Raw genomic sequence first — 15550 nt, 5'->3', positions numbered from 1 at the left:
CTGCGACCGCCAGGTAATCGACGCACGAGCCGAAGCCAGCATCGGCTCGTGCGGTCGCTGCTTTCAACACGGCACTTCAGGGGGGGGTACCGAAATGGCGGTTTCGGCACGCGTGCGTGGAGGGGAATCGGGATAGACCGCTACCAGACAGCCCCCCACCTCTCACCGATACGGCCCCGGCCCACGCCAGACCGGTTCGCCCTGGCGATAGACCTCCATCATGTTGATGACCTCGCGGGCATCGCCGATGGATTTCAGTTCCGGCGAATCCGGCGGCAGCAGGCGGCATTTGCTGGAGCCACGCTTGAGCGCGACATCCAGCGGGCAGACCATGCGTTGCTGGGTGCCGGGCAGGATGATGGCGATCTCCTGCATGCCTTGTTCCTTCCACGCGCGCAGCTGGGTTTCGCTGCGCACGTCGTAATAGACCTGGAAGCCGCCGATATCCATGCTGGGCTGGGCATTGCTGCGGTCGCGGCGACGGCCTTCGCTGATGGTGGGCGTGTTGGCGCTGCCGTCTTCGGCGGCGTCGGCGGGTTCGTCGAGCATGCCCGGCGGGCGGCCGGTCCAGGTTTCCGGGCGGCGTTGCGGTGGCGATGACGGTTCGGCCGGCGGCTGCGGCGGGGTGGGGCGCTGCACCGGTTGGGCACGGCGTTGCTCGGCCAGGCTGCCGCGGCGGGTATCGCCCTGCGGCGGCACCGGGTTCCTGGCGTTCTGGACCAGCGTCGATTGCAGCGGCGACGCGGCCGGCGGCGGCTGCACCGGCGCGGGGGTCTGCGAGGGCGGGGTGGGCGTCGGCGAGGGCGTGGGTTGCTGCGGCTGGTCGGTGTCGCCGACAAAATCCACCTTGGTCCGCCCACCGCTGGCCGAGCCTTGCGGCGGGGTCATGCTGGGGGTGGAGGCGGAGAGCAGGATCAGCAACATCAGCACATGCAGCAGCGCGCTGATCAGCGCGGCAATCCACGGCTCGATGCGTTCGATCAGCGGCTCGCTGCGGGGTAGCCAGTCGCCGGAGTCCAGATGGACGTGCAGCAGTTGCAGCGCGTCCTCGCGCACGCGGTAGACCAGCACGTAAGGCGTGTGCTTGACCACCCACTCGCGGGTACCCGGCACGCGGCCGGCATGGCCACGCCCCGGCTGCTCGGCCAGGGTGCGGGTGGCTTCCAGCACATGCCGCGCCATCGCCGCGGCAATGGTCGGGTTGAGCGCGTGGTAGTGATCCTGGGCGTGGGCGAGCTGCTTGGCGGCCGGGACGGTCCAGTCACGCCGCAACATCAACGCCCCATCTGGCGAACAGTGCGGTGACCTGGGCCGGTGCGGTGATGGCGCCCTGGTCGGCTGCGGCAATCCCGTCCAGCACCGCGGCCTGGAAGCTGGCGGCCTCCACGACGCGCACCACGTCCTGCCAGCCTGCCGTCTCGGGCAGCGTGTCGATCAGCGTCTGGGCGTGGTGCTTGATGGTGGACATGGCACTGCGGTGGGGGAGTACTGCCGGCAAGTCTACCGCCGCGGCCCGGATCCGCGTGTGGCAATGGCTGGCGCGCGTGCGCGGCGTTCACCGGATGCGGTGGCACCGGCGGCCCGCAAGCGCCGGGCCGCAAGGGTGCCCGCCGCGGCGACACGCGCCCGGTCGTAGAAAGTGACACTTGGCACCTTGTCCGCGGTGCGGGCGGGTTTCATCCTGCAGCGGTCACTTCACCCACAAAGGACTGGTCATGCCCGCTGCTGCCATCGCGCCGTTTACCCCGTACCTGTCGATGGCGGCCATCGCCTTCATTTACTACCGGCGCCTGCGCCGCAGCTTCGGCCGCCAGCAGTGGAAGCCGGTCAGCACGGCGGTGCGGGCGGTCGTGCTGGTCATCGCCGCCGCCGCGCTGGCGTTTGCGCTCTACGGATTGCCGCAGGTGCGGCTGGGCATCGCGCTGGGAACGGCGGCCGGTATCGGGCTGGGTACGTTGTCGTTGCGCCATACGCATGCCGAATGGGTGGACGGCCAGGGCTGGTACACGCCCAATCCATGGATCGGCGGCGCGTTGATGCTGGTGCTGCTGGGCCGGCTGGCCTGGCGCTGGGCGTCGGGTGCCTTCAGCGAGGGTGCGGCCGCTGCCGGGTCGCAGGCCAGCCCGCTGACCATGGGGATTGCCGCTGCGCTGGTGCTGTATTCGCTGGTGCACGTGGGCGGGGTGTGGTGGCGCCTGCGCCAGCTGCGTCTGCAGGCCGGGGTGTCCGCACGGGTGTAAGAGGCCCGGGCGAGGCGGCATCACACCTGCGAGCGGAACGGAAGGACCAGCTTCTCGCCCAGCTTCTGCCGCAGCGGCCGCGCACGCCAGCGCTCCAGCGTGTACAGCTCGGCCCGTTGCAGGTCGCGCTCGAACACCTCGGTCATCTGTGCGGCCAGGTCACGGTCGTAGACATTCAGGCTGGCCTCGTCGTTGAGGCGGAACGAGCGGATGTCGAAGTTGGTCGAGCCCACCGAGACCAGCAGGCCGTCGATGATCAGCAGCTTGGTATGCAGCATGGTGGGCAGGAATTCGTGGATGGCGATGCCGGCCTGCAGCAGCGGCTCCCAGCTGGCCTTGGAGGCCAGCCGCACCGAGACCGCATCGATGTGCTTGCCCGGCAGCAGCACGCGGATGCGCACGCCACGCGCACGCGCTTCCAGCAGCGCGCGGGTGATCAGCGCATCGGGGACGAAGTAGGCGGCGGCCAGGTCGATGGAGCTGCGCGCCGCGGCGATGGCGATCAGGTACATCAGGTGCATGCTCTCGCTGCCGCCGGCGGGCGAGGCCACGAACAGCTGCGCGTCGCTGTCGCCGGCCGGCGACAACTCGGGGTAATACTCGGCGCCGTTGAGCACGCGGCCGGTGCTCTTGATCCAGTTGTCGTTGAAGGCGGCCTGCACCTGCGCCACCACCGGGCCTTCGATGCGGTAATGCGAGTCGCGCCAGTGCTCCGGGTCCTGCGCCTCGCCCATCCACTGGTCGGCCACGCCCACGCCTCCGGTGAAGCCGATGCGGCCGTCGATCACCAGCAGCTTGCGATGGGTGCGGTTATTGACCCGGTGCAGGTTGTACCAGGTCAGCGGACGGTAGCGGTGCACCTCCACCCCGGCATCGGTCATCTCCTCGACCAGCGACGGGTCCATCTTCAAACTGCCGCCCCAGTCGATGGTGACGCGCACCTTGACCCCGGCACGCGCGCGCTCGGACAGCGCCTGGCTGAACTCGCGGCCGATCTCGCCCGACCAGTAGATGTAGGTTTCGAAGGTGATGGTCTGCTGCGCGCTGCGGATGGCCGCCAGCATCGCCGGGAAGATCTCGCTGCCGTTGTGCAGCGCCTGGATCTTGTTGCCCGGCAGGATCGCCGGGCCCAGCAATACCGACATCTCGCGTTTGAACTGCGGGTCGGAGACGTCGTAGCAGTGGCTGGGGATGTGCTCGAGCTTTTTCTCGGGCGTGGCGAAGTTGAGCAGCAGCAGCCCCACCACCAGTGTGGCGACGACCGTGGCCACGATGATCCATGTCATGCATCCAACTCCGGTTCCCCTGCCATCGACAGCCCCAAGCGGCCGGCATTCTGGCAAGGCGGGCGGCATGGGGGTTGTGAAGGCAGGCGCGTGTGCTGCGTTGCGAGGCACTGCCGCGGTGCTGTGACACACGCCGCTGCGAACAGCGGCAGTTGTCGGCGTGCGCGCGTCAGCTCGCGCGGGTCAGAAATGCCACCGGTACCGCGTCGGTGAGCCACACGCCGTTGTCGGCCTGAAAAAACTGCAGGCCCTGGTCGTGCATCTGTCCGGCATGGACGATCAGCAATACCGGCGTGCCATAGCGTGCGCCCACGTCCATGGCGGTCTGCGAATCGGCGGACAGATGCACATGATGGCGTTGGCCAGGGCGCAGGCCTTCGCGCAGGATCGCATCGAGAAAACGCGTGGCGGTGCCATGGTAAAGCAGCGTTGGCGGTGCCTTTGCCACGTGCGCAAGGGCTACGCTCGCCGTCGAATGGCCCTGCACCGCACGCATGCGCAGGCCGTCGGCAGACAGCGCAAAGCGCTGCTTGTCGCTGCTGGAGATCACCGCGCGGATCAACTCCGCATCCAGCGCCTTGCCGTCGGCATTGGCTGCCGCAATCAACGTGGCGATGTCGGCCCAGCCGTCGCGATCCAGCACCAGCCCGATGGACTCCGGTGCATGCCGCAAGACGTAGCTGAGGAATTTGCTGGTCTCGGTGTGGTGCTTGCTCATGCTGATTGCGCTGGACGATCCGTGTGCCCGGGACGCCGCAGTTTACAGGTGGCGATGGAGCGGTTGCCTGAGCGCCGGGCAGGCGCGTTCGGTGCTGCTGTCCGGCGGTGTGCAAGGCGCTGGTGCGGCTTCTGCGCGCGGCGTGCCTGGTCGCTGCGCGTCTGTCCGCGCGGTGCTATCGTCCGCGCAATGGTCAAGCCAGCCGCCACCATCGGCTTCAAGGCGACGCTGCTGCGACCGGCAGCGCCGGCCGATGCCACATGGTTGTTTCTGCAGTTGCCCGCCACCGCCAGCAACAAGCTGCCGACGCGCAGCATGGTCAGCGTGGACGGCACACTGGCCGGTCATCCCTTGCAGGCGACCTTGCAGCCCGACGGGCAGGGTGGGCACTGGCTCAAGGTCGAACACGCATTGCAGCAGGCCGCAGGCGTTGCAGCCGGCGCGCAGGTTGCGTTGGCGATCGCGCCGGTCGCAGAAGAACCCGAGCCGGTGGTGCCGGACGATCTGCACGCCGCGCTGGCCGCGCACCCAGGCGCGCGTTCGACCTGGGACGACATCACCGCGGTGGCGCGGCGCGACTGGATCTTCTGGATCGTCTCGGGGAAAAAGGCCCAGACGCGCGTCACGCGCATCGCCTCCGCCTGCGACATGCTCGCCTCCGGCAAGCGGCGTGCGTGCTGTTTCGATCGGTCGGGGATGTACAGCAAAGCGCTTGCCGCGCCGACGCCGAAAGCGGACTGAAGCGCTAAAAAGATCTCGGTAGATGTCGCCTTGGAGCGATACAGGCAAACGCTCCGGGTTGGTCGCCACCCAGGCACAAACCGGACGGACTAGCCGCTTGCACGACGCCTGCCTATGCGCCGAAATGCTTACATGCGTCACACAAGCGCGCACCTATACTCCCCGGGTGTCCCACCCACGAGGTTCTGATTGCATGAGCGCACCCCCAACGTCTCCGATCGCCGCCGGTTCTGGCGCAGCGCCCGGTAGCCTTCGCCGTTCGGTGTCTAACACGCTCAAGGGCTCGGCCGGCAATCTGGTCGAGTGGTACGACGTCTACGTCTACTCGGTGTTCGCCACCTATTTCGAATCGCAGTTCTTCTCCAAGGAAGACAAGAACGCCACGATGTTCGTGTGGGCGATCTTTGCGATGACGTTCCTGATGCGGCCGATCGGTGCGTGGTACTTCGGCCGCTTCGCCGACCGCTACGGCCGCCGCCTGGCGTTGACCATCTCGGTGTCGATGATGGCGCTGTGCTCGTTCGTCATCGCAGTGACGCCGACGGTGGCCACGATCGGCATCGCCGCGCCGATCATCCTGTTGCTGGCGCGCCTGCTGCAGGGCTTTGCCACCGGCGGCGAGTACGGCACCAGCGCCACCTACATGTCCGAGGCGGCCATTCCGGGCCGGCGTGGGTTCCTGTCCTCGTTCCATTACGTCACGCTGGTGGGCGGGCACGTGCTGGCGCAGACCACGCTGCTGGTGATGCTGCATTTCTTCGATGCGCCGCAGGTGTCGGAGTGGGGCTGGCGCGTGGCGTTCGGCCTGGGCGGCATCGGTGCGCTGGTGGTGTTCTGGCTGCGCCAGACCATGGACGAGTCGCTGAGCTCCGAATCCATCGCCGATTCGCGCACCGGCAAGGCCAAGGCGTCGGGTTCGATGCGCGAGCTGTTCGTCAACCAGTGGCGCCCGTTGCTGCTGTGCTTTTTGATCACTGCCGGCGGCACCATCGCGTTCTACACCTACTCGGTGACCGGGCCGAAGATGATCCAGACCGCATTCGCCGGTGGCGACGTGATGGCCGGCACCATCATCAACCTGGTCGCGCTGACGGTGCTGATGCTGATGCAGCCGGTGGGCGGCTGGTTGTCGGACATCGTCGGGCGCAAGAGCCTGTTGGTGTTCTTCGGCATCGGCGGGGTGCTCTACACCTGGTTCCTGGTGATGGAACTGCCCAAGCAGACCGACTGGCTGACCGCGTTCGCGATCCTCACCGTGGGCTTTGTGATCCTGACCGGCTACACCTCGATCAATGCGGTGGTGAAGGCCGAACTGTTCCCCACCCATGTGCGCGCGCTGGGCGTGGGCCTGGGTTATGCGCTGGCCAACTCCGCCTTTGGCGGCACTGCGCCGTTGCTGTACCAGGCCTCGTTGAAGACCGGCCACGTCAGCGAGTTCGTGATCTACGCAACGGCAGTGATCGCGGTGTCGTTGGTGGTCTACATGTTCTTCCTGACCAACAAGGGCAGCAACTGGCTGGACGACGAAGCGGCGATGCATCAGCGCAAGCGCTGATGTGTTGATGCAACCGCAAGCTTGAGATCTAGCTCCCTTCTCCCGTCGGGAGAAGGTGCCCCGGAGGGGCGGATGAGGGTGCGCCTCCGGTGACTGGCACGCCGACTGTGGTGAGCGCGTCGCCACGTGCCGCCAAGGTGAAGCATCGATACTGCGGTCGTGGATTGGTACACGTACCCTCACCCCAACCCCGCTCCGCGCCCCGGCCCGCGCCAGCAGCGCGGGCGCTCCAAGGCACGCGCACCCGTGACGCGCAGGCAGTGCCTTATCGCCCCGCGGGGAGAGGGGCCAAGGGCGGCTCAGCACCGGTGTTTCTCTGGGTGTGCGGCGCCGTCTGTGCAAACACGCTGTAACGCAAACCAATCAAACCCAATAGCGCCTCATCGCGATGCGCACCTGCCGGCACCTTGCCGACACGCGCCAGCGACGCATCCAGACGATCACGCAACGCATCCGGCCCAGGCAACGGCCGCTTGTGCGCGATCTGTTGCCGGTAATGTGCGGCGACATCGGCCAGAATCGCATCCACCGCATCAACGCTCGACTGCGGCAAGCCATGCCGCGCGCTGCGCAGTTGCAGGATGTTCAAGCCCACGCGCACTTCGTTGAGCATGTCCATCGAGGCCAGGTCGCTGCCTTCCGGCGCCAAGGCCAACCGGGGTGCGAGCAGGCCAAGCAGGTCCAGCATGCGGGCGGCAAAGTGCTGCCGGTTCTGTACGCCGCGGCCCTCGGCGGCATCGGCCAGCGTGCGCCAACCCTGGCGCACCAGCCGGCGCGCGCTCCATTCGGCGCCCACCGAACGGAACAATCGCGTCAGCACCACCGCAAAACCAATGCCCAGCACCATCGCCACCGCCGCGTTGACGAAGCTCTGGATATTGGCGTTGTAGGTGTTCTGCAGGCTGAGCAGGGCGGTGAGGTTTACCACCAGCGGCAGCGCGATCAACATGCTCTTGGGGCGATGCAGCAACGCGCCGATCGGCAGGAATACCGCCGCCAATACCAGCACCAGCATCGGGAAATCGTGGATGGCCGGGAAGATGCCGAACAGGTAAACGCCGGCGACCACGCTGGCGACTACCGCCCAGGTCAGGAACGACAGCATGCTCGGCGCCGGGTCGTCCTGCGCGGCGAAGAACGCTGCCGTCACCGCGGCCATCATCGCGCCGTTGCCGCCGCCTTCCCAACCGATGCCGATCCACAGCACGCAGTACGCCATCAACGCAAAGCCCGCGCTCACCGCGGAAAACGCGGCCATGCCGAAGTCGATGTGCCGCGTGCCGCTGGCAGGTACCGGTGCATCGGTTGGGTCGCGCGGTGACCGGGTAAGCCGCTGCAGCAACGAGGGTTGCGTGCGCGAACGCGCGGCAGGTTCGCGTTGCGCAGCCTCGGTCCTTTCGGGTGATTCGGCCATTGCAGCATCGCGTCGTGGCCAGCCCAGGCGCTGCAGCAATGAAGGCTGCATGCGCGAACGCACAGCAGGTTCGCTTTGTGCAGTGCCAGCCCGTTCGGATGAATCCGCCGTTGTAGCTTGTCTCGCCGCAGCCGGCATCGCACGCAGCACCGGCATCGCCGTGCCGTGCACCACCGCCTGCTGCAGCGCGCGGCAGTCCTGCCACAGGTCGAGCAGCTCTTCCAGCCGCAGCAGCAAACTCGCCAGCAGCAGATGCTCGATGTCCTGGTCCACCGCCGGGCGCAGTGCGGCGATGCGTGCACGCAAGGCGTCGACGTCCGCATCGCTGCGTGCGTCCTCGTCCTGATCCACCCAGGCCGCGACGTCCTCCATCAGCGCTGCAATCTCAGCCGGCAACGCCGACCCATCGCGCTGCAACGCATCCAGCCGATCGGCCATCGACGACAGCACCGGCAGCAGCATCAGCATGCGTGCGCGCAGTTGTTCCAGCGTGGGTACGGCACCGGCATGGCGTGGGTCGTCGTGGCGCACGAAGGCGATCAAGGCCTCGAACTGCACCAGATCGGCGGCCAGCCGATTGCGCGGTGCCTGCGACGGGCCGCGCTGCAGCACCTGCCGGCACCATTGCGCGGCGTCGCGCATCCAGTTGCCGATGCGCGCGGTGAGCATCGGCTTGACCGAGGCGGGGAAGACCAGCGCGGCGAACAGCACCGCCATCACCGTGCCCAGGATGATCTCCTCGCTGCGCGCCACCACGGTGTCGAAGATGCCTTCCGGCGCGGTCACCGCCGGGAAGCCGATGAAGGCGGTGGTGTAGCCGGCCAGCAGAAACGCATAGCCGCGCGGGCCGCGATTGAGCAGCGCCAGGAACAGGCAGGCCGACAGCCACAGCGCCATCGCCGCACTGAGCAGCAGCGGCGTCTCCACCAGGTTCGGCAGCATCACCAGGGTCGCCGCGCCGGCCAGCAAGGTGCCGAGCACGCGGTACACGCCCTTGGCGCGGGTGGGGCCGAGCAGCGGCTGGGAGACGATGTAGACCGTGGCCATCGCCCAGTACGGCCGCGACAGATTGCCGGCCAGCCCCACGTACAACGCCGCGATCGAGGCGGCGAAGGTCTTGGCCGAAAACAGCCAGGCCTGGCGGTCGCGCAGCAGCGCACTCATCGCGCGGCCGTGGCGTCGGTGTGGCCGGCGGCCGCTTCCCAACCGCCGCCCAGCGCCAGGAACAGCTGCAGTTGATCCTGCGAGACCTGCGCCTGCGCATTGGCCAGCGTCATGTCGGCGGTGGCCAGCGTGCGCTCGGCATCCAGACTGGACAGATACGGCGTGCGCCCGCCCTGATACAGGCGCCGGTTCTGTGCCGACGCCAGCTCGGCCTGTTGCTGCGCCTGCTCCAGCAGGTGCAGGCGGTCCAAGTCCTGCGCATAGCGCGACAAGCTGGTCTGCACTTCGCGCAGCGCCTGCAGCACGGTGTGGTCGAACTGTGCCAGCGCCGCGTCCGCGCCTGCCTCGGTGGCGCGCACGCGTGCACGCGCGCCGCCGGATGGCAGCGTCCACGAGATCAGCGGGCCGAACGACCAGGCATGCGTGGCCGGCTCACCGAAGTCGGCCAGCAGGCCGGTGGCACCGATCGAGCCGCCCAGACGGATATCCGGATACAGCTCGGCAGTGGCCACGCCGATGCGCGCGGTGGCTGCCGCCAGCCGCCGCTCGGCCTGGCGCACATCCGGGCGACGCGCCAGCAGCGCGCGGCCGTCGCCGATCGGAATCGGTTGCTGCAAGGCCGGCGCGTGCGCACAGCCGTCCACGCCTGCCGGCACCTCGCCGGGGGTCTTGCCGAGCAGCGCGGCCAGTTGATACCCGGCGGCCTGGCGGCGCGCGCGCAGTGGCGGCAGCGCCGCTTCCAGCATCGCCACCTGTGCGGTGGCGCGGGCCAGATCGGGCGGGGTGCCGCGGCCGGCAGCGATCAGGCGCTGGGTGATGTCGCGGCTGCGCTGCTGCAACTGCAGCGAATGCTCGGCCACGTGCAGCTCGTGGTTGGCGTGGCAGATCTCCACGTAGCTGCCGGCCACCTGCGCGGCCACGTTGACGCGCGCCAGATCGATCGCGGCCTGGGCGACCTGCGTATCGGCCTGCGCGGCCTCGGCACCGCGTTGCAGCTTGCCGAACAGATCGAACTGATACGACACCCCGAACTTGCCGTCGGCCAGGTTGAACACCGGCAGCTTTTCCTGCTGCAGGAAGGCCTCGGCCGACACCTGCGCGCGGCTGACGCCGGCCTCCACCTCGTAATCGAAGCCGCCCGCGTCCAGCGCCTGTTCGTACACCGCGGCGGCGCGGCGCAGGTTGGCACCGGCCACCTTCAGCTCGACGTTGTCGCGCAAGGCCTGTTCGATCAGGCCGTCCAGCATCGGGTCCTGATACAGCGCCCACCAGCGTGCCGGCAGCGGCGCGCCGGCCTGCACCTGCGCGTTGCCGGTGTCGAGAAACGCCGCGTTGGCGGCTGGGCGCTGGTAGGCCGAATCGTCCGGCACGGCATAGTTCGGGCCGACTGTGGTGCAGGCGGCCAGCAAGGTGACGGCAGCGCTCAGGCCGAGCAGACGCAAGCGGTTCATGGCGCGGCCTTTGCCTGCACGTGCGCAGGCGAGGCAGCGGACGGCGTCTGCGTGGCATCGGGCAGGATCGTCACCGTGGCGGTGCGCCCGGCGATCAGCTGCACATGCGCCGGTACCTGATCCAGCACGATGCGCACCGGGATGCGCTGCGCCAGCCGCACCCAGTCGAACGCCGGGGTGACGTTGGGCAAGGCGCCGGCGCTGCCGCTGCGGTAACGGTCCTCGATCCCGGCGGCGATGCTCTGCACATGCCCGTGCAAGGTGGCCGGCTCGCCCATCAGGTGCACGTCCACGCGCTGGCCGGCATGCACGCCCTGCAGACGGGTCTCCTCGAAATAGCCATCGACACGGAACGAGCCGGTATCCAGCACCGCCACCACCGGGCGCCCGGCACTGACGTAATCGCCCACGCGCACGGTGCGGTCGCTGATGTGGCCATCGGCCGGGCTGCGCACCTGCGTGCGGTCCAGATTGAGCTGGGCCAGGTCCACCGCCGCTTGCGCGGTGGCCACGGCGGCCTGCGCCTTTTGCACATTGGAGCGTCGCACCTCGGCATCTTCGGCGGCCACCAGGTCCTGCAGGCTGCGGTCGCGCGCGATCTCGCGGCGCAACTGGCTCAGCGTGGCCTGGCGCTCGGCCAGCGCGGCGCGCGCCTGTTCCAGCGCGATCGCATAGCGCGCGCGGTCCACCACAAACAGCAGCTGCCCGCGCTTGACCGCCTGGTTGTCGGCCACCGCCACCGATTCCACCAGCCCGGACACATCCGGCGCCACCTGCACTACATCGGCGCCCACGTGCGCATCGCGCGTCCACGGCGCGTCCATGTAATAACGCCACAGGTGCTGCAGCACCAGCGCGGCCACCACCACCATTGCCAGGGTCAGCAGCGCCGGCCCCGCGTTCTTGATCAGCTTTTTCACGATTGCATCCAACGGGTAAAAGAAAACAGGCCGCCCAGCAGCGCGATGTACAGCGCCAGGTTGAACAGCGCCGGGTGCCAGATGTGCCGGTACGCGCCGGCCCGGGTCAGCAGCGCACCGATGGCGCTGTTGAGCAGGTAGGCCAGCGTCATCAACGCCAGCAAGGTGGGAACGAACACACCGTAGAGACTGAATTCGCCGTACATCGGGACGTCCTGCAATAGCTAAAGAAAAAAACCACCACTGGGCAGCGCAGGTGCGCCGCCTTGCACGCTTGACGCGCTTGGCGACCAACAAACCTGCTGCGTGGCCGCCAGGCCGGCTGGCCGGCGCGGCCAATGGGGAAGCGGTACGTACCGCGCACGGGAAGGTGCCTCCGCGCTGTCGGTTGCTGCCGCACGCCCGCTTGCCGCGTTCCGTTAGCCGCGTTCCGTCAGCCGCTCGGGTCGGACTGGCCCAGCCGCGCATGCGCCTGCGCGATCTGCTCCCACAAGGTCAGCACCGTCTGCACCTGCGCCTCGCTGAGTGCGCCGAACACCTCCGCACGCAGCGCATCCAGGCGGATCTCGATGCGCCCGACCAGCGCCTGGCCTGCGTCGGTGAGCCACAGCTGGTTGGCGCGGCGGTCGCTGCTGTCGGCCTCGCGCCGGACCAGGCCCTGCGCGGCCAGCTTGTCCAGCAGTCGCACCAGCGAGGGGCCTTCCATGCCCAGTTGCTGGGCCAGCGTCACCTGGCGGATGCCGCCGCCGGAGCGGCCGACCATCAACAGCGGGCCGGTGCAGGCACTGGAAAGGTCGAATTCGGCAAATGCCTGGTCGGCCAGCCGTTGCCACTGGCGGGCGGCGACCAGCAGGCCGGAGCTGAGCTGGGCACGAGGGGAGAGAACACTGTCCGTCATAATAGTTAGGATGCTATCAATTCAACAATGAATCAATAGTCACTGAACCCGCGTAAGCCGGCGCAACCGCCACTGGGGCCGCCGGCCCGTCCTCGGGTACCATGCTCGCCCCCTTTGGGTGCACCCTGCGCATGAGCCAGTCCGACCAGCCCGATTCTTCCGTCACCCAGGCCCAGGCCGAAGACGCCGTGCGCACCCTGCTGCGCTGGGCCGGCGAAGACCCGGCCCGCGAGGGCCTGCTGGATACCCCGCGCCGGGTCGCCGAAGCCTATGGCGACTGGTTCAGCGGCTACCGCGAGGAACCGCGCGAATACCTGGAACGCACCTTCGAAGAGGTGGCCGGCTACGACGAGCTGATCGTGCTGCGCGACATCTCCTACGAAAGCCATTGCGAGCACCACATGGCGCCGATCATCGGCAAGGTGCACGTGGGCTACCTGCCGCGCGGCAAGGTGGTGGGCATCAGCAAGCTGGCGCGCGTGGTGGAAAGCTATGCGCGGCGCTTCCAGGTGCAGGAAAAGATGACCGCGCAGATCGCCCAGTGCATCCAGGACGTGCTGCAGCCGCGCGGCGTCGGCGTGGTGGTGGAAGGCGCGCATGAGTGCATGACCACCCGCGGCATCCACAAGCGCGGCGTCAGCATGGTGACTTCCAAGATGCTGGGCAGCTTCCGCGAAGACGCGCGTACCCGCGCCGAATTCCTGCAGTTCATCGAAGTGGGCGGCAAGCGTTGAGGCAGCCGTTGCCGTCGCCATGAAGCACCAGGCACGTATCGCCGGCTATCGCCAATTGCGCGAGCAGCCGGTGTGGAAACTGCTGGCCGCCGACCACGCGCCGGAGCTGATCGGCCTGCTGCAGACGGTGTTGCTGGACGGCGAACGCCGCCTGCCCTCGGCCGTGCTGCACGAGCGCCTGCAGCGCCAGCTCGACGTGCTGCGTGCCGACGAGCTCTCGCGCGAGTTGCCGCGCACCGCGCAGGCCTATCTGGCGCATTGGCTGGCGCAGGGCTGGCTGGAACGCCGCCTGCCTGAAGGCGCGGCCGAAGAAGAGTACGAGTTGTCGCGCGCGGCCACCCAGGCCATCCGCTTCATCGTCGGCCTGCGCGAGAGCAGCAGCAGCGCCACCGAAAGCCGCCTGTCGCTGGTGATCCAGCAGCTGGTGCAGCTGGCCGGGCAGACCGAAGCCGACCCGGAGCTGCGCCTGGCCGCTTTGCGCGAAGAACGCGCGCGCATCGATGCCGAGATCGAACGCGTGGCTTCGGGCCGCGTGGCCGCGCTGGACGGCAAGCGCGCGCTGGAGCGCGCCCGCGACCTGATCCATCTCTCCGACGAGCTGGCCGAGGACTTCCATCGCGTCCGCGACGATTTCGAACAGCTCAACCGCCAGTTCCGCGAGCGCATCATCGACGACGAGGGCGCGCGCGGCGATGTGCTGGAGCAGCTGTTCAACGGCGTGGACGTCATCGCCGACAGCGAGGCCGGGCGCACCTTCGAGGCGTTCTGGAGCCTGCTCAACGACACCCAGCAAAGCAGCCAGCTCGATCAGGCACTGGATGCGCTGCTGGCACGCGGCTTTGCGCGCAAGCTGGACCGGCGCGAACGCGCCTTCCTGCGCGGGCTGACCGGCACGCTGCTGGAGCGCGGCGGCGAGGTGCACACGGTGATGCAGCACTTCGCGCGCAGCCTGCGCGGTTTCGTGCAGAGCCGCGGCTATCTGGAACAGCGCCGGCTCAATCAATTGCTCAGGCAGGCGCAGGGCGAAGCCTTGCAGCTGCGCGACAGCCTGCACGCCACCGCCGCCACCGGCTACACCCAGGCGTTGAGCGCTGCCCGCCTGCGGTCGCTGTCGCAATGGCGCCTGCACGACCCGCGCCTGACCCAGGTCGATGGCCGCGTGCAGGCCGCCGATGCGGCGGACATCTCGCTCGACAGCGTGGGCGATCTGGTCGCGCAATCGGAGATCGACGTGCGCACCTTGCGCAACGATCTTTACGTACTGCTTGGCCAACAGCCGCGGCTCACCATCGGCGATGCGCTGCAGCAGCGCCCGGCCGCGCAGGGCCTGGGCAGCGTGATCGGCTACCTGTCGCTGGGCACGCGCCATGGCGTGGTGATCGACGGGCAGATGGAAACGGTGCAATGGGAAGGCGGCGACGGCGCGCTGCGGCGCGCACGCATTCCGCTGGTGTGGTTCACCCGGGAGAAACGCAATGAACTGGTCTGAGGACACCCGCCTGGATGCGGACGAGGACACGGGCGCGTCGGCCGATGCCGGCCGCACGCCGCTGACGGAGCCATCGCCTGCACAGCCGCGCGGCGAGCTGTTTCTGGGCGACACCGGCACGCTGCCGTTCGACGCGCGGCGCGCGCTGTGCCAGCTGCTGGCCGGCCCCAGCATCGACGCGCAACGCCACGGTGCGTTGTGGCCTGCGCTGCTGCGCAACGAAGCGCCGATCCGCCAGGTGTTGTGCGAGCTGTTCCTGGAACTGGTGCTGGACCGCGAGGGCGGGGTGGCCTTCACCCGTCAGGCCGATACCGCCGAGCTGGAATCGCCGACCCTGCTGCGCAGCGCGCCGTTGACCTTTATCGAGTCGGTGCTGCTGCTGTTCCTGCGCCAGCAACTGGCCGAGGCCGACACGCGCGGCGAGCGTGCGGTGGTGGACGAGGCACAGCTGTTGGAGGCCTTGTCGGTCTACGAGAAAAACGTGTCCACCGACCGCGCCGGATTCGCGCGACGGGTGATGACGGCGATCGGCAAGATGCGCGACAACCAGTTGCTGTCGCGCCTGCGCGGCAGCGAAGAGCGCTACGAGGTCTCGCCGGTGCTGAAGTTGCTGTTCTCGGCCGAGGACGTGCAGGCCCTGGTGGTGGCGTACCGCGGCTTGCGCGAGGGAGACGTTGTGTCGGAGTGATGTCGCCTGCATCCAGGACGTCCAATCCCTTCTCCCACCGGGAGAAGGTGCCCGAAGGGCGGATGAGGGTACGGCCGATCGCGATGCCTGATATGTGACGTCTGGAGTGTGTGTAGCCGTGCGTCATGCGTTGCGCGATGAAAGTCAGCTCCCACGCCCCGTCAAGCGCAAGCGACTTTCTTCATGGGCGGGCACTGAGGCATCAGCGTCCCGCGCATCGGTCAGCACCCGCTCTCGTCACTCACCCGTGTC

15 protein-coding genes are annotated in these 15550 nt (G+C 68.3%); 6 read left to right on the top strand and 9 right to left on the bottom strand.

Annotated features, from left to right (window positions below; all coding sequences use genetic code 11):
- Window positions 1–162: 162 nt before the first annotated feature.
- Both FHY19_RS12550 and FHY19_RS12545 read right to left on the bottom strand, forming a co-directional pair.
- Window positions 163–1275, bottom strand: coding sequence for a type II toxin-antitoxin system RelE/ParE family toxin (locus FHY19_RS12550; protein WP_259166434.1), 1113 nt, complete (start codon window positions 1273–1275; stop codon window positions 163–165).
- Entirely contained in the window at window positions 1262–1468 is a 207-nt protein-coding gene (locus FHY19_RS12545; RefSeq protein ID WP_259166433.1) for a hypothetical protein, read from the bottom strand. The genes FHY19_RS12550 and FHY19_RS12545 overlap by 14 nt, the downstream gene beginning before the upstream one ends.
- Before the next feature lie 247 nt (window positions 1469–1715).
- Here FHY19_RS12545 and FHY19_RS12540 point away from each other — a divergent pair, with 247 nt between their 5' ends.
- A complete protein-coding gene (locus FHY19_RS12540) occupies window positions 1716–2240 on the top strand; it encodes a hypothetical protein (RefSeq protein WP_259166430.1) in 525 nt (174 codons plus the stop codon).
- A 20-nt stretch (window positions 2241–2260) separates the two neighbouring features.
- Here the strand turns inward: FHY19_RS12540 and FHY19_RS12535 are convergent, their stop codons facing one another.
- Window positions 2261–3526 (bottom strand): phospholipase D-like domain-containing protein, encoded by a 1266-nt coding sequence (locus FHY19_RS12535; RefSeq protein WP_259166428.1) that lies wholly within the window; start codon window positions 3524–3526, stop codon window positions 2261–2263.
- Window positions 3527–3695: 169 nt separating this feature from the next.
- On the bottom strand, window positions 3696–4244 hold the full coding sequence (locus tag FHY19_RS12530) for an RNA 2'-phosphotransferase (RefSeq protein WP_259166427.1): 549 nt from the start codon (window positions 4242–4244) through the stop codon (window positions 3696–3698).
- 189 nt (window positions 4245–4433) lie between these two features.
- Between FHY19_RS12530 and FHY19_RS12525 the strand changes: the two genes are divergently transcribed.
- Together FHY19_RS12525 and FHY19_RS12520 are read left to right on the top strand one after the other, a co-directional pair.
- Entirely contained in the window at window positions 4434–4985 is a 552-nt protein-coding gene (locus FHY19_RS12525) for a YdeI/OmpD-associated family protein (RefSeq protein ID WP_259166426.1), read from the top strand.
- A 193-nt stretch (window positions 4986–5178) separates the two neighbouring features.
- On the top strand, window positions 5179–6540 hold the full coding sequence (locus FHY19_RS12520) for an MFS transporter (protein WP_024939637.1): 1362 nt from the start codon (window positions 5179–5181) through the stop codon (window positions 6538–6540).
- 265 nt (window positions 6541–6805) lie between these two features.
- On the opposite strand, the gene FHY19_RS12515 is transcribed toward FHY19_RS12520, so the two are convergent.
- The 5 genes from FHY19_RS12515 to FHY19_RS12495 form a co-directional block, all read right to left on the bottom strand.
- Window positions 6806–9118, bottom strand: a complete 2313-nt coding sequence (locus FHY19_RS12515; protein ID WP_259166424.1) for an FUSC family protein — start codon at window positions 9116–9118, stop codon at window positions 6806–6808.
- Complete coding sequence (locus FHY19_RS12510; RefSeq protein WP_259166423.1) at window positions 9115–10569, bottom strand: efflux transporter outer membrane subunit; 1455 nt, start codon at window positions 10567–10569, stop codon at window positions 9115–9117. Before FHY19_RS12510 ends, FHY19_RS12515 begins: the two co-directional genes overlap by 4 nt.
- Window positions 10566–11489, bottom strand: coding sequence for an efflux RND transporter periplasmic adaptor subunit (locus tag FHY19_RS12505; RefSeq protein WP_259166422.1), 924 nt, complete (start codon window positions 11487–11489; stop codon window positions 10566–10568). Before FHY19_RS12505 ends, FHY19_RS12510 begins: the two co-directional genes overlap by 4 nt.
- Window positions 11486–11695: a DUF1656 domain-containing protein gene (locus tag FHY19_RS12500; protein ID WP_259166421.1), complete on the bottom strand. Its 210-nt coding sequence runs from the start codon at window positions 11693–11695 to the stop codon at window positions 11486–11488. The genes FHY19_RS12505 and FHY19_RS12500 overlap by 4 nt, the downstream gene beginning before the upstream one ends.
- 227 nt (window positions 11696–11922) lie before the next feature.
- Complete coding sequence (locus FHY19_RS12495; protein ID WP_259166420.1) at window positions 11923–12387, bottom strand: MarR family transcriptional regulator; 465 nt, start codon at window positions 12385–12387, stop codon at window positions 11923–11925.
- 131 nt (window positions 12388–12518) lie between these two features.
- Between FHY19_RS12495 and folE the strand changes: the two genes are divergently transcribed.
- Genes folE through FHY19_RS12480 form a run of 3 tightly spaced genes read left to right on the top strand, consistent with a single transcriptional unit; the run spans window position 12519 to window position 15298 of the window.
- Window positions 12519–13121 (top strand): GTP cyclohydrolase I FolE, encoded by a 603-nt coding sequence (gene folE, locus FHY19_RS12490; RefSeq protein WP_259166419.1) that lies wholly within the window; start codon window positions 12519–12521, stop codon window positions 13119–13121.
- A 19-nt stretch (window positions 13122–13140) separates the two neighbouring features.
- Complete coding sequence (locus FHY19_RS12485) at window positions 13141–14610, top strand: DUF3375 domain-containing protein (protein WP_259166418.1); 1470 nt, start codon at window positions 13141–13143, stop codon at window positions 14608–14610.
- Complete coding sequence (locus tag FHY19_RS12480) at window positions 14597–15298, top strand: DUF4194 domain-containing protein (RefSeq protein WP_259166414.1); 702 nt, start codon at window positions 14597–14599, stop codon at window positions 15296–15298. Before FHY19_RS12485 ends, FHY19_RS12480 begins: the two co-directional genes overlap by 14 nt.
- Window positions 15299–15550: the final 252 nt, after the last annotated feature.

It is taken from the genome of Xanthomonas sp. 4461 (genome assembly GCF_024806475.1).
GTDB lineage: Bacteria > Pseudomonadota > Gammaproteobacteria > Xanthomonadales > Xanthomonadaceae > Xanthomonas > Xanthomonas arboricola_F.
This window is presented reverse-complemented; position numbering and strand designations above follow the sequence as displayed.

Coding starts and splice junctions, on each gene's coding strand:
- FHY19_RS12550 (WP_259166434.1), bottom strand. CDS start 1,275: ATGTTGCGGCGTGACTGGACCGTCCCGGCCGCCAAGCAGCTCGCCCAC.
- FHY19_RS12485 (WP_259166418.1), top strand. CDS start 13,141: ATGAAGCACCAGGCACGTATCGCCGGCTATCGCCAATTGCGCGAGCAG.
- FHY19_RS12510 (WP_259166423.1), bottom strand. CDS start 10,569: ATGAACCGCTTGCGTCTGCTCGGCCTGAGCGCTGCCGTCACCTTGCTG.
- FHY19_RS12515 (WP_259166424.1), bottom strand. CDS start 9,118: ATGAGTGCGCTGCTGCGCGACCGCCAGGCCTGGCTGTTTTCGGCCAAG.
- FHY19_RS12540 (WP_259166430.1), top strand. CDS start 1,716: ATGCCCGCTGCTGCCATCGCGCCGTTTACCCCGTACCTGTCGATGGCG.
- FHY19_RS12520 (WP_024939637.1), top strand. CDS start 5,179: ATGAGCGCACCCCCAACGTCTCCGATCGCCGCCGGTTCTGGCGCAGCG.
- FHY19_RS12535 (WP_259166428.1), bottom strand. CDS start 3,526: ATGACATGGATCATCGTGGCCACGGTCGTCGCCACACTGGTGGTGGGG.
- FHY19_RS12525 (WP_259166426.1), top strand. CDS start 4,434: ATGGTCAAGCCAGCCGCCACCATCGGCTTCAAGGCGACGCTGCTGCGA.
- FHY19_RS12495 (WP_259166420.1), bottom strand. CDS start 12,387: ATGACGGACAGTGTTCTCTCCCCTCGTGCCCAGCTCAGCTCCGGCCTG.
- FHY19_RS12545 (WP_259166433.1), bottom strand. CDS start 1,468: ATGTCCACCATCAAGCACCACGCCCAGACGCTGATCGACACGCTGCCC.
- FHY19_RS12530 (WP_259166427.1), bottom strand. CDS start 4,244: ATGAGCAAGCACCACACCGAGACCAGCAAATTCCTCAGCTACGTCTTG.
- folE (WP_259166419.1), top strand. CDS start 12,519: ATGAGCCAGTCCGACCAGCCCGATTCTTCCGTCACCCAGGCCCAGGCC.
- FHY19_RS12480 (WP_259166414.1), top strand. CDS start 14,597: ATGAACTGGTCTGAGGACACCCGCCTGGATGCGGACGAGGACACGGGC.
- FHY19_RS12500 (WP_259166421.1), bottom strand. CDS start 11,695: ATGTACGGCGAATTCAGTCTCTACGGTGTGTTCGTTCCCACCTTGCTG.